The organism is Ralstonia mojiangensis, assembly GCF_023955645.1.
GTDB classification, from domain to species: domain Bacteria; phylum Pseudomonadota; class Gammaproteobacteria; order Burkholderiales; family Burkholderiaceae; genus Ralstonia; species Ralstonia mojiangensis.
Map to the genome: position 1 here is coordinate 200,938 of NZ_JAMXHU010000003.1, position 12,644 is coordinate 213,581.

Annotated in this window: 12 protein-coding genes; 11 read left to right on the plus strand and 1 reads right to left on the minus strand. The window is 62.4% G+C overall.

Annotation, left to right across the window (positions count from 1 at the left end):
- Positions 1–9: 9 nt before the first annotated feature.
- A complete protein-coding gene (locus NG898_RS12995) occupies positions 10–1,251 on the minus strand; it encodes a pyridoxal phosphate-dependent aminotransferase (RefSeq protein WP_252692666.1) in 1,242 nt (413 codons plus the stop codon).
- A 296-nt stretch (positions 1,252–1,547) separates the two neighbouring features.
- Between NG898_RS12995 and NG898_RS13000 the strand changes: the two genes are divergently transcribed.
- The 11 genes from NG898_RS13000 to NG898_RS13050 all read left to right on the plus strand — a co-directional run bounded on the left by NG898_RS13000 (position 1,548) and on the right by NG898_RS13050 (position 12,536).
- Complete coding sequence (locus NG898_RS13000; protein ID WP_252692667.1) at positions 1,548–1,928, plus strand: Mth938-like domain-containing protein; 381 nt, start codon at positions 1,548–1,550, stop codon at positions 1,926–1,928.
- Positions 1,929–1,932: 4 nt separating this feature from the next.
- Positions 1,933–3,603, plus strand: a complete 1,671-nt coding sequence (locus NG898_RS13005) for an ArnT family glycosyltransferase (protein WP_252693436.1) — start codon at positions 1,933–1,935, stop codon at positions 3,601–3,603.
- A gap of 126 nt (positions 3,604–3,729) precedes the next feature.
- Complete coding sequence (locus tag NG898_RS13010; RefSeq protein WP_004626520.1) at positions 3,730–4,101, plus strand: SMR family transporter; 372 nt, start codon at positions 3,730–3,732, stop codon at positions 4,099–4,101.
- A gap of 40 nt (positions 4,102–4,141) precedes the next feature.
- Entirely contained in the window at positions 4,142–5,302 is a 1,161-nt protein-coding gene (locus NG898_RS13015) for a DegT/DnrJ/EryC1/StrS family aminotransferase (protein ID WP_252692668.1), read from the plus strand.
- A 7-nt stretch (positions 5,303–5,309) separates the two neighbouring features.
- Entirely contained in the window at positions 5,310–6,305 is a 996-nt protein-coding gene (locus NG898_RS13020; RefSeq protein WP_252692669.1) for a glycosyltransferase, read from the plus strand.
- The gene (locus NG898_RS13025; RefSeq protein WP_252692670.1) at positions 6,302–7,243 is read left to right on the plus strand and encodes a formyltransferase; all 942 of its coding nucleotides are present in this window, start codon (positions 6,302–6,304) and stop codon (positions 7,241–7,243) included. Before NG898_RS13020 ends, NG898_RS13025 begins: the two co-directional genes overlap by 4 nt.
- Positions 7,244–7,259: 16 nt before the next feature.
- The gene (locus tag NG898_RS13030; RefSeq protein ID WP_092971384.1) at positions 7,260–8,318 is read left to right on the plus strand and encodes a bifunctional UDP-4-keto-pentose/UDP-xylose synthase; all 1,059 of its coding nucleotides are present in this window, start codon (positions 7,260–7,262) and stop codon (positions 8,316–8,318) included.
- Positions 8,319–8,342: 24 nt separating this feature from the next.
- Complete coding sequence (locus tag NG898_RS13035; RefSeq protein WP_252692671.1) at positions 8,343–9,236, plus strand: 4-deoxy-4-formamido-L-arabinose-phosphoundecaprenol deformylase; 894 nt, start codon at positions 8,343–8,345, stop codon at positions 9,234–9,236.
- Between the two features lie 96 nt (positions 9,237–9,332).
- Positions 9,333–9,797 (plus strand): peroxiredoxin, encoded by a 465-nt coding sequence (locus NG898_RS13040; protein WP_252692672.1) that lies wholly within the window; start codon positions 9,333–9,335, stop codon positions 9,795–9,797.
- Between the two features lie 467 nt (positions 9,798–10,264).
- On the plus strand, positions 10,265–11,992 hold the full coding sequence (locus tag NG898_RS13045; RefSeq protein ID WP_252692673.1) for a PhoH family protein: 1,728 nt from the start codon (positions 10,265–10,267) through the stop codon (positions 11,990–11,992).
- A gap of 118 nt (positions 11,993–12,110) precedes the next feature.
- The gene (locus NG898_RS13050; protein ID WP_092971870.1) at positions 12,111–12,536 is read left to right on the plus strand and encodes a hypothetical protein; all 426 of its coding nucleotides are present in this window, start codon (positions 12,111–12,113) and stop codon (positions 12,534–12,536) included.
- Positions 12,537–12,644 lie beyond the last annotated feature (108 nt).

Below are 12,644 nucleotides of genomic sequence, written 5' to 3' on the forward strand. Positions count from 1 at the left end.
AGACCGAGTTTATGCGGCCCGGATGCCAGTACCGTGACGCTGACGGTACCGCTCCAGGAAGCGCGAAATTCGGCCAATCGCTTCACGAAGATCGTCTTCGTGCGGCAGGAAGACGATGCGGAAGTGGTCCGGCGAGTGCCAGTTGAAGCCCGTGCCCTGCACCAGCAGCACACGCTCTTCTTCCAGCAGCTGGCGAATGAAGGTCTGGTCGTCTTCGATGGGATACACCGCCGGGTCCAGGCGCGGGAACATATAGAGCGCAGCCTTGGGCTTGACGCAGGTCACGCCGGGGATCGCCGTGATCAACTCGTGTGCTAGGTCGCGCTGACGACGCATGCGGCCACCCGGCGCCACCAGGTCTTTGATGCTCTGGTAACCGCCTAGCGCGGTTTGGATGGCCCACTGCCCCGGCACGTTGGCGCACAGGCGCATCGACGACAGCATGTTCAGGCCTTCGATGTAGTCCTTGGCCGGGCGCTTGTCGCCGGACACGACCATCCAGCCCGCGCGGTAACCGCACGAACGGTAGCTCTTCGACAGGCTGTTGAACGTCACGGTCAGCACGTCTTCCGACAGCGAGCCGATCGCGGTGTGCTTGTTGTCGTCGAACAGAACCTTGTCGTACACCTCATCGGCGAAGATCACCAGGCCGTGTTCGCGCGCGATGGCGACGATGCCCAGCAGCAGTTCGTCCGAATACAGCGCGCCGGTCGGATTGTTCGGGTTGATGACGACGATGCCCTTGGTGTTGGGCGTGATCTTGGCGCGGATGTCGTCCAGGTCCGGCATCCAGCCATTGGCTTCGTCGCAGATGTAGTGCACCGGCGTGCCGCCCGAAAGGCTGGTCATCGCCGTCCACAGCGGGTAGTCGGGCGCCGGCAGCAGCAGCTCGTCGCCGGCGTCGAGCAGCGCGTTGGTGGCCAGCGAAATCAGCTCCGACGCGCCATTGCCCAGATAGATGTCTTCCAGCGTGACGTTCTTGATGCCCTGCTCTTGCGTGTAGTGCATCACCGCCTTGCGCGCCGCGAAGATGCCCTTGGAATCCGAATACGCCGCCGAATTCGGCAGGTTGCGGATCATGTCCTGCTGGATCTCTTCAGGGGCATCGAAACCGAACACGGCCAGGTTGCCGATATTCAGCTTGATGATCTTGTGGCCCTCTTCTTCCATCTGCTTGGCCTTCTCGAGCACGGGGCCGCGAATGTCATAGCAGACGTTGTTGAGCTTGGCGGATTTCTGAATCGTTTTCACGGGCAAGGCGGCGAGTGGCGACGTTGAACGGGCTGGAACTACTGGGCATTCTGTGGCGCAGCAAAGCGGCGACGGTAACGCCACACAGCGGCAGGCGCCGCTACGCTATTCCTTGCCGGACATCGCTTATGGCGCGGCGGGCGAAGGAGAGAAAAAGATATAATTTAGCCCATTATGACAGACTTAGGCGGGCATTTTTGCAACGCAGCGAAACCTACCCAAAGTCTGAAACCTAGCGCCCTAGCCAGCGTGCCGCCCCATGCGCCGCCGCCACGGCGCTCGATAGGATTCCCGCCTTGAAGCTCCACTCATCCGATTCGTCGACCATTCTCAATACCGTTACCGGCTACGGCGACGGCTATATCGAAATCAACAAGGTGCGGTACGAGCACTCCGTGCTGGTAATGCCCGAGGGCGCGGTGGTGCCGTGGGACGTGTCGCGCTTTGAGGATCTGACGCCCGAGCATTTCGCTCGCCTGCTCGAACTGGGCGCCGAAGTGGTGATCTTCGGCTCCGGCAACAAGCTGCGCTTCCCGCACCCGCGGCTGACGGTGCCGCTTACCGAAAAGCGCATCGGCGTAGACGCCATGGACCTGCAGGCCGCCGGCCGCACGTACAACATTCTGATGCTGGAAGGCCGCAAAGTGGCCGCCGCCTTGCTGATCGAGCGTGCCTGACCGCATGCCGATCGACCGCACCGCTCAAGCGCCCGCTCTCCCCTGGCGCAACGCCTCCCTATGGCTGCTGGCTGCTGCGTTCCTGGCCATCTGGCTCGGCACGCTCGGCTACCGGCACCTGATCCCCACCGACGAAGGTCGCTACGCCGAAATCGCGCGCGAGATGTTCGTCTCCGGCGACTGGGTGACCATCCGCTACAACGCCCTGAAGTATTTCGAGAAGCCGCCCCTGCAGATGTGGGGCACCGCACTCGCCTACACGCTGTTCGGCATCGGCGACTGGCAGGCGCGGCTGTTCACGGCGCTCTCCGGCATCGTCGGCATTGTTTTCACGATGCTGGCGGCCGCGCGCTGGTGGAGCAAGCGGACGGCCGTCATCAGCGGGCTGGTGCTTGTGAGCGCGCCGCTGTGGAACGTGGGCTCGCACTTCAACTCGCTCGACATGGGCGTAGCCGGCTGCATGACGATGGCACTGGGTGCGCTGCTGCTCGCACAGCATCCGGATGCCACGCGCGCTCAACAACGCAGCTGGATGTGGGCCTGCTGGGCATCAATGGCGCTGGCTGTGCTGAGCAAGGGCCTGATCGGCGTGGTCCTGCCGGGCTTTGTGTTGGTGGTCTACACGCTGGTCGCACGCGACTGGGCCCTGTGGAAACGATTGCATCTGGTGATCGGGCTGATCATCTTCTTTGCCGTCGGCGCGCCGTGGTTCGTGCTGATCTCGATGCGCAACCCGGAATTCGCGTGGTTCTTCTTCGTGCACGAGCATTTCCAGCGTTTCACGTCGACCGTGCACAATCGAAACGCGCCGCTTTGGTACTTTGTACCGCTGCTGATAGCCGGGTTCCTGCCGTGGCTTGCTCAATTGCCCAGCGCTGCACGTCTGAGCTTCGCACGCGGTGAAACCGCCAGCAACGGTTTCCGCCCCACGCTCATGCTCGGCCTGTGGGCCATCCTGATCTTTGCGTTTTTCAGCATTTCGGATTCGAAGCTGCCGGGCTATATCTTCCCGATCATCCCAGCGCTGGCGATTCTGGGGGCCCTGGTCCTGGAGCACACCAGCGAGCGCGCATGGCGCTGGCAACTCAAGGGCTTCCTTGCGCTGGCGCTGGCTGGCCTGGCGGCAAGCGGTTACGTGGCGACAATGTCGTCGGATATGTATCCGAACGCAGTGTTTGCCCGGTTTGCAATGTTCCTGGCTGTAGCGTTCGCGGCGGGAGCAGGATTCACGTGGCTCGCGCTTCGCTTGGCGGGCAGGCGCTTCGAGAGCGTGGTCGCATTTGCATGCGCGTGGTTCCTGACATTTACGGCCGCGATGCTGGGCCACGAAGCCTTCGGGCGTTCCATGTCGGGTATCGATCTCGTGCCGGCCATCCGGCCGTGGCTCAAGCCCGACGTGCCGTTCTATGCGGTGGAGCGTCTGGACCATACAATGCCGTTTTACCTCGGCCGGCCCACCATCATGGTGCAGGAGCCTGATGAACTGGCCTTTGGCGTCAAACAGGAGCCTGCCAAGTGGGTGCCGACCACCGAAGCGTTCGTGGCGCGCTGGAAAGCCGGCGGTCAGGCGGTCGCCATGATGGGACCGGGCACCTATGATCGGCTGACAGCCCAGGGCGTACCGATGATCTTGATCGCCCGCGATGCCCGCCGTGTGATCGTCCGGCGCAACTAGGTTTCACCGCCACGGATTCTCGAAAGGGGCGCGCAAGCGGAATTGTCGTAACATGCGGCCCGGCGGCTGGATTGAGAACATCCGCACGGGGAAACCGCCGCAGTCTGTAAAACATCAAAAGAACACATGAATCTGGTCACTTTCGGGCTGATCCTGACGGGCGTCATGCTCAATGCCTGCGCTCAACTGCTGCTCAAGGCGGGCGTCAACAATATCGGCCGATTTGCGTTTTCGGCCGACAACATCCTGCCGATCGGCATCAAGCTTGCAACGCAATGGCCCATCATTGGCGGCCTGTCGTGCTACGTCATCTCGGTGGTGGTGTGGATTCTCGGCCTGTCGCGCGTGGATGTGACCATCGCGTATCCGATGCTCTCCCTGGGCTACGTGGTCAACGCCTTCCTGGCGTGGTATCTGTTTGGCGAAGTGCTGTCGGTGCAGCGCCTGATTGGCATCGCGATCATCCTCGTCGGCGTACTTGTGCTGGCTCGTTCGTGAGCCGATCCGCCCACACCCGGTACCCAACCTTATTCAAGTCATGACGCAAACCACCGCCACTGCCGAGCTTCCCTTCCTGCCCTTCGTGCGCCCGACCATTGACGAGGCGACCATCGCTGCCGTGGCCGATGTGCTGCGCTCGGGTTGGATCACCTCGGGCCCCAAGGTCGCGGCATTCGAAGCCGCACTGTCGGAATATTTCGGCGGCCGCATCGTCCGCACATTTGCCAACGGCACGGCCACGATGGAAGTCGCGCTGCGCATCGCGGGCATCGGTCCTGGCGATGAAGTCATTACCACGCCGATCTCGTGGGTCGCCACGTCCAACGTGGTGCTGACGGTCGGCGCCAAGCCAATCTTCGTCGACATCGACCCCGTGACGCGCAACATCGATCTGGACAAGGTCGAGGCCGCCATCACGCCGCGCACCAAGGCCATTATTCCGGTCTATCTGTCGGGCCTGCCCGTCGACATGGACCGTCTGTACGACATCGCCCGCCGCCACAAGCTGCGCGTGGTGGAAGACGCCGCGCAGGCCATTGGCTCGCGCTGGGGTGACAAGCGCATCGGCGAGATCGGCGATCTCGTCAGCTTCAGCTTCCAGGCCAACAAGAACATCACGACCATCGAAGGCGGTGCGCTGGTGCTCAACACGCCCGAAGAAGCGGTGCTGGCCGAAAAATATCGCCTGCAGGGCGTCGTGCGCACCGGCTTTGACGGCATGGAAGTCGATCTGGTTGGCGGCAAGTTCAACCTGACCGACGTGAATGCGGCGATCGGCCTGGGCCAATTCGCTCAGCTGGAAGCCGTGACTGCACGCCGCGCTGCGCTGGCCCGCCGCTACTTTGCAGGCATGCGAGCAGCCGATATCGAGTCGTTCGGCGTTGAACTGCCCGTGGAGGACTTCACGCACACCAACTGGCACATGTTCCAGATCGTGCTGCCGCTGGATCGCCTGAAGGTCGATCGCGCCGGCTTCATGGCTGGCCTGAAGGCGCTGGGCATCGGCGCTGGCGTGCACTATCCGCCCATCCACCTGTTCAAGCTCTACCGCGAACTCGGCTGGAAGCCGGGCATGTTCCCGGTGGCCGAGCGCATTGGCCGCGCCATCGTTACGCTGCCGATGTTTGCCGGCATGGAAGATTCCGATGTGGATCGCGTGGTCAGCGCGGTCCGCCAACTTTGCGCCCAGTACCAATAATCCAATAATGAAGACACCCGCTCTCTCGGTCGTCATTCCTGTTTACAACGAAGAAGACGGGCTCGCCGCGCTGTTTGCGCGTCTGTATCCCGCGCTCGACGCGCTCGGCATTTCGTATGAAGTCGTGTTCGTCAACGACGGTAGCCGCGACCGCTCCGCCGCCATGCTGGCCGAGCAGTTCCGGGCGCGCCCGGACAGCACGCGCGTCGTGCTGTTCAACGGCAACTATGGCCAGCACATGGCCATCCTGGCCGGCTTTGAACATGCGCGCGGCGAACGCGTCGTCACGCTCGATGCCGACCTGCAGAATCCGCCGGAAGAAATCGGCCGCCTGGTGGAAAAGCTCGACGAAGGCTACGACTACGTCGGCACCATCCGTCGCGTGCGCCAGGACAGCTGGTTCCGCCGCACCGCGTCGCGTGCGATGAACTCGCTGCGCGAGCGCATCACGCACATCAAGATGACGGACCAGGGCTGCATGCTGCGCGCCTACAACCGGACCATCGTCGACACGATCAACCGCTGCCGCGAAGTCAACACCTTCATTCCGGCACTGGCCTACACGTTCAGCAAGAACCCGACCGAAATCGAAGTCGACCACGAAGAACGCTTTGCCGGCGAGTCGAAATACTCGCTGTACAAGCTCGTGCGATTGAATTTTGACTTGGTGACGGGCTTTTCCGTCGTGCCGCTGCAGTGGTTCTCGGCGATCGGGATGCTCTTGTCGCTCGCCTCTGCCGTGCTGTTCATCCTGCTGGTAGTGCGGCGCTTCATCCTGGGCGCGGAAGTCCAGGGCGTGTTCACGCTGTTCGCCATCACGTTCTTCCTGATGGGCGTGCTGCTGTTTGGCATTGGCTTGCTGGGCGAATACATCGGCCGCATCTATCAACAGGTGCGTGAACGCCCGCGCTATCTGGTGCAGGGTGTGCTGGAAGAGACGCCGCATCTGCATGAAGCCGGTGCTGCCGATCTGAAGACGGGCTCGCAGCGGGGTGTTGCATGAGCTCCGAACTCAAGCGGCGCGCCGTCGTTTTCGCGTATCACAACGTCGGCGTACGCTGCCTGCGCGTGCTGGCTGCGCGTGGCATTCAGGTCGAACTCGTTGTCACGCACGAGGACAACGCCGCCGAGAACATCTGGTTCGGGAGCGTACGCGCCACCGCACAGGAATTGGGTATCCCATACATCACGCCGGATAACGCAAACGGTGAAGACCTGCACGCGCGGATTGCCGCCATTGCGCCGGACTTCATCTTTTCGTTCTACTACCGGCACATGATCCCGATGCGCCTGTTGAGCCTTGCCAAATTCGGCGCGTTCAACATGCACGGTTCGCTGCTGCCCAAGTACCGCGGCCGCGTGCCCATCAACTGGGCGGTGCTGCACGGCGAGACCGAAACCGGCGCCACCCTGCACGAAATGGTCGAAAAGCCAGATGCTGGTTACATCGTCGACCAGACCATTGTGCCGATCCTGCCGGACGACACCTCGCACGAAGTGTTCGAAAAGGCCACCGTGGCGGCCGAGCAAACCTTGTGGCGCGCGCTTCCCGCGATGATTGCCGGGCACATTCCGCAGCACCCGAACGTGCTCGCCAACGGCAGCTATTTCGGCGGCCGCAAGCCCGAAGACGGCCGGATCGACTGGTCCAAACCGGCCCCGCAGGTCTATAACCTGATTCGTGCCGTGGCACCGCCCTACCCGGGTGCATTTACGGACGCCGGCAGCCAGCGCTACGTTGTCGCGCGTGCCCGTCTGGCGCATCAAACCTTTACGAATTTGCCGCCGGGCTTGCACGTCGTGGATAATGCGATGTTCGGCGTGTGCGGCGATGGGGGAGCCATCGCCATCCACGAGCTCTGGCGCGTCGAGCCCCAAGCTGCCAGCGGAACGTCTGTCGTGACCGCGCAGCAGCTCGCCAGCCAGCTCGCCCTCTCCTGATCTTGAGTTTGCCTTCATGAAAAAAGTACTGATCCTCGGCGTCAACGGCTTCATCGGCCACCACCTGTCCAAGCGCATCCTGGAGACCACCGACTGGGAGGTCTATGGCATGGACATGCAGACCGAGCGTCTGGGCGACCTGATCAACCACCCGCGCATGCACTTCTTTGAGGGTGACATCACCATCAACAAGGAATGGGTCGAGTATCACGTGAAGAAGTGCGACGTGATCCTGCCGCTGGTGGCCATCGCCACCCCGTCGACCTACGTCAAAGACCCGCTGCGCGTGTTCGAGCTGGACTTTGAAGCCAACCTGCCGATCGTTCGCTCGGCGGCCAAGTACGGCAAGCACCTGGTCTTCCCGTCGACCTCCGAGGTCTACGGCATGTGCGGCGATTCGGAATTCGATCCGGAAGCCTCGCCGCTGATCTACGGCCCGATCAACAAGCCGCGCTGGATCTACGCATGCTCGAAGCAGTTGATGGACCGCGTGATCTGGGGTTACGGCATGGAAGGCCTGAACTTCACGCTGTTCCGCCCGTTCAACTGGATCGGCCCGGGCCTGGACTCGATCTACACCCCGAAGGAAGGTTCGTCGCGCGTTGTGACGCAGTTCCTCGGCCACATCGTGCGCGGCGAGAACATCAAGCTCGTCGACGGCGGCAGCCAGAAGCGCGCCTTCACGTATATCGATGACGGCATCGACGCACTGGTGCGCATTATTGCCAACAAGGACGGCGTGGCCTCGGGCAAGATCTACAACATCGGCAACCCGTCGAACAACTACTCGGTGCGCGAGCTGGCCAACATGATGTTGGAACAAGCCGCCAAGATCGACGAGTACAAGGACACCGCCAAGCAGGTCCAACTGGTGGAAACGACCTCCGGCGCCTACTACGGCACCGGCTACCAGGACGTGCAGAACCGCGTGCCGAAGATCGCCAACACCATGGAAGACCTCGGCTGGAAGCCGACCACCGTGATGAAGGACGCATTGGCGAACATCTTCGAAGCGTATCGCACGCACGTGGCTGAAGCCCGCAGCCTGGTCGAAGACGGCAACGGCAACAAGTAAAAGCAACACCCCCCGCGCAGGTTCATGGCTCTCATCGTCCTCAAGATCGACGTCGACACCCTGCGCGGCACCCGCGAAGGCGTGCCCAACCTCGCGCGCATGTTGCGCGAGCACGAGGCAGGCGCGACCTTCCTCTTCAGCCTCGGCCCGGATCACACCGGCTGGGCGCTGCGCCGGGCCTTCCGCCCCGGCTTCCTGAAAAAGGTTTCCCGCACGTCGGTTGTCGAGCATTACGGCTTTCGCACGCTGATGTACGGCGTGCTGCTGCCCGGCCCCGACATCGGCCGCAAAGCCGCTACCGAAATGCGAGCCATTGCCGAGGCAGGTTTCGAAACCGGCATCCACACGTGGGACCACGTGCTCTGGCAAGACAATGTCCGCCAACGCGATGCCGGCTGGACCGCGCGCCAGATGACTGCCGCCCACGCGCGTTTCATCCAGGTGTTCGGCAAGCCACCCGTGACGCACGGCGCCGCCGGCTGGCAGATGAACGACCACGCGTTCCGCCAGATCGACAACTGGGGCATGGCGTACGCCTCCGACGGCCGGGGTACGCATCCGTATATCCCGAGCGTTGACGGTAAAGCGCTGAACCACGTGCAATTGCCCACCACGCTGCCCACACTGGACGAACTGATCGGCGTGGAAGACATCACGCTCGACAACGTCGCCCGGCACATCCTGAAGATGACCGAGTCCGACCGCGATCAGGTATTCACCTTGCACGCAGAACTTGAAGGGCAGAAACTCGCCCCGATCTTCCGCGAGTTGCTGCGAGGCTGGCGCGCGCAAGGCCATCTGCTAGGATCGATGGGCGATTACTACGCGACGCTCGACCGCAGTACCCTGCCCGTGCAGCCCGTCACGTGGGGCGAAGTTGCGGGGCGCAGCGGCAGCCTGATCGTTCAGCCGGCCTGATCCGTCCGATCTCCGGTTTGGCGGCGGGCACGGCACGTCAGCTTTGCCCGTCCACGAGCCTCCCGTCTCTCTCCCTGCGGTTTTCCGGAACACACCATGCCCGTCACGCTCGACAAGCCTCTTCCCGATTTCTCCGCACCGGCAACCAGCGGCATCACGTTCTCGCCGGCATCGCAGCGCGGCAAGATCGTCGTGCTGTATTTCTATCCGAAGGACAACACGCCCGGCTGCACCACCGAGGCGATGAACTTCCGCGACCAATACGACGCCTTTGAGGCCGCCGGCGCCGTGGTGTTCGGCATCTCGCGCGACAGCCTGAAATCGCACGAAAACTTCAAGGCGAAACTGGAGATGCCGTTCGAGCTGATTTCCGACGCAGACGAAGCCGTCTGCAACGTCTTTGACACCATCAAGATGAAGAAGATGTACGGCAAAGACGTGCGCGGCATCGAGCGCAGCACATTCCTGATCGATACCAAGGGCGTGTTGCGCAAGGAATGGCGGGGCGTGAAAGTGCCCAACCATGTGGATGACGTGCTGGCCGCGGTGCGCGCGCTGTAACTGCACGTAGGGCCAAGCTCTGAAAAGCGCCCTCCAGGCACTCTGGGGGGTTTGCCTTTTTCGTCAATTTCGCATCGTCCTTCGTATCCAGTTTGCGCCGCACCACACGTCACATGTGACCGATTGCAAATCACAAAAGCTTCCGATACAGTCGGAACCGATGAGTACGAAACCCGGATGCCATTCCGATAGCCCACGACGGTACCGGCGGCCAAGTTGGCCTGATACCGCTTCTGCGTTTTTCCCGGCAAGCAGGCCGGGCAGAACGTCCGAATCGTGCAGCTTGTCGTGGCGTTCACCTAGGCCGCCCCACCTCTCGCAGGTCATGGCGGCTTTTTTGTGGCCGTCGTCCGCACATCAGACGCTGCGACGTGCCCATCCGTTTTCCCGCGTTTTCCGCCAGCACCGCCTCGCCATGTGCGCGGACGGTGTTTCGTCGTTGTTCCAGCCAGAGAGGTAATCGAAGCATGCCGCTGCCGACCATGCCCACCCAGCCAGCCCAATTGCTTGACCCGGCTGAATTCAAGCCTTTCGGCAAAGCCGGAAAGCCGAAGGCGGGTCAGGAACCTCGAAAACCGGTGCCAGCGCTCGAGCGCGAGGCGCTGTCAGAAACCGGCCGTGCGCAACCCAAACGCAATGCAGCCAGCACGGCCCGCGCCCGCTCGGGCGAAGCGTCCCCCATGGCGAAAGAGGCTTCACGCGAACACGCCGGCATCCTCGCCAAGGCCGTCGACAAGGTAAGCGCGACCGGCAAATCGACCGAAACCGCCGCCCGCCGGCGCGACCGCCGCGATGAAGGCCCCGCCAAGCTGTTCGTGCTTGACACCAACGTCCTGATGCACGATCCGACATCGCTCTTCCGTTTTGAAGAGCACGACGTCTATCTGCCGATGATGACGTTGGAAGAACTGGACAACCACAAGAAGGGCATGAGCGAAGTTGCACGCAATGCCCGCACGGTCAGCCGCACGCTCGACCAGCTCGTGGCTGGCACCGATGGTGTCATGGACGACGGCCTTCCTCTCGCCAAGCTCGGCAACCGCGATGCGCAGGGACGCCTGTTCTTCCAGACGCGTCTGAACGACATCAAGCTGCCCGATGGCCTGCCGCAGGGCAAAGCGGACAACCAGATCCTTGGTGTGGTGGCCGCGTTGCAGCAGCAACGTCCGGACCGATCAGTCGTGCTGGTGTCCAAAGACATCAACATGCGGATCAAGGCACGCGCCCTCGGCCTGCCGGCTGAGGACTACTTCAACGATCGCGTGCTGGAAGACACCGATCTGCTCTACAGCGGCATCATGGCGCTGCCGACAGACTTCTGGCAGAAGCACGGCAAGAACATCGAGAGCTGGCAGGACCCCAAGACGGGCACGACGTTCTACCGCTTGTCCGGGCCGCTGGTGCCGTCGTTCCTGGTCAACCAGTTTGTCTTCCTGGAGCCAAATGACGGCAGCCTGCCGCTGTATGCACAGGTGAAGGAGCTGAACGGCAAAACCGCCGTGCTGCAAACGCTCAAGGACTACACGCACCAGAAAAACAACGTCTGGGGCGTGACCGCGCGCAACCGCGAGCAGAACTTCGCGTTGAACCTGCTGATGCATCCGGAAGTCGACTTCGTTTCGCTGCTCGGCCAAGCCGGCACGGGCAAGACGCTGCTGGCACTGGCGGCGGGCCTTGAGCAAGTGCTGGATCAGAAGCTCTACAACGAGATCATCATCACGCGCGCCACGGTGCCCGTGGGTGAAGACATCGGCTTCCTGCCCGGCACGGAAGAAGAAAAAATGCAGCCGTGGATGGGTGCCTTCGACGACAACCTCGAAGTCCTGCAAAAATCCGACGACAACGCTGGCGAATGGGGCCGTGCCGCCACGCAGGAGCTGATCCGCTCGCGCATCAAGGTCAAGAGCATGAACTTCATGCGCGGCCGCACCTTCGTCAACAAGTTCCTGATCATCGACGAGGCGCAAAACCTGACGCCCAAGCAGATGAAGACGCTCGTCACGCGCGCAGGCCCCGGCACCAAGATCGTCTGCCTGGGGAACATCGCGCAGATCGACACGCCGTATCTGACGGAAGGTTCGTCGGGCCTGACTTATGTAGTGGATCGCTTCAAGGGATGGAGCCACAGCGGGCATATCACGTTGGCGCGCGGCGAGCGCTCGCGACTCGCGGATCACGCCTCGGACGTGCTTTAAGGATCACGCCGCAACAAATTTGTCTGCCGCAAATCGTTGTGCCATCAGGCCACGCAATCGCGTGGCCTTTTTTTTGCTGCATATCGGGCACCTCTCTTTTTCCCGATGGAGGCCAATGATGCCCATGCAGCAAAACCTGCAGACCCGATCGCGTTTGACCCTGACGTCGGCCGCGCTGGCGATGATGCTGTCCGCCGGCGCCTCCATTGCGCTCGCCGACGACCTCACGCCAAAGACCGCCGGCCAGATCAGCTACGTCTGCGGCGGCGTTGCACAGGACGAGCAGCAGGCGCTGAACAGCGAGGCGCGCAACTACAACCTGTCTCTGCTGTTCACGCAAGGCGCACGCGGGGAGTATCTCGCCGACGTCGACGTACAGCTGACGCGACACGGCAAGGAGGTCGCAAGCTTTCGCGCCGATGGCCCGCGCTGCCTGATCAAGGCCCCGCCGGCCAGCTATAACGTCATCGCCACGTACCAAGGCGCCACCAAGCGCGCAACGGTGCAGACCGGCAGCACGCGCAGCGTCCAGCTACGCTGGTAAAACTGCCCGCAAAACGCGACGCCATCGGGGGCAAAATCCGCAGACCCGCGCCCCGCTTGGCGTTGCGCCTCGCCAACACGCAGTTTGGCTTTCTGACGCCGCGCGCAT

What these genes read in the sequence shown, in the direction of transcription:
- NG898_RS13005 (WP_252693436.1), top strand. Translation starts at nt 1,933, where the DNA reads ATGCCGATCGACCGCACCGCTCAAGCGCCCGCTCTCCCCTGGCGCAAC.
- NG898_RS13035 (WP_252692671.1), top strand. Translation starts at nt 8,343, where the DNA reads ATGGCTCTCATCGTCCTCAAGATCGACGTCGACACCCTGCGCGGCACC.
- NG898_RS13040 (WP_252692672.1), top strand. Translation starts at nt 9,333, where the DNA reads ATGCCCGTCACGCTCGACAAGCCTCTTCCCGATTTCTCCGCACCGGCA.
- NG898_RS13020 (WP_252692669.1), top strand. Translation starts at nt 5,310, where the DNA reads ATGAAGACACCCGCTCTCTCGGTCGTCATTCCTGTTTACAACGAAGAA.
- NG898_RS13010 (WP_004626520.1), top strand. Translation starts at nt 3,730, where the DNA reads ATGAATCTGGTCACTTTCGGGCTGATCCTGACGGGCGTCATGCTCAAT.
- NG898_RS13050 (WP_092971870.1), top strand. Translation starts at nt 12,111, where the DNA reads ATGCCCATGCAGCAAAACCTGCAGACCCGATCGCGTTTGACCCTGACG.
- NG898_RS13015 (WP_252692668.1), top strand. Translation starts at nt 4,142, where the DNA reads ATGACGCAAACCACCGCCACTGCCGAGCTTCCCTTCCTGCCCTTCGTG.
- NG898_RS13030 (WP_092971384.1), top strand. Translation starts at nt 7,260, where the DNA reads ATGAAAAAAGTACTGATCCTCGGCGTCAACGGCTTCATCGGCCACCAC.
- NG898_RS13045 (WP_252692673.1), top strand. Translation starts at nt 10,265, where the DNA reads ATGCCGCTGCCGACCATGCCCACCCAGCCAGCCCAATTGCTTGACCCG.
- NG898_RS13025 (WP_252692670.1), top strand. Translation starts at nt 6,302, where the DNA reads ATGAGCTCCGAACTCAAGCGGCGCGCCGTCGTTTTCGCGTATCACAAC.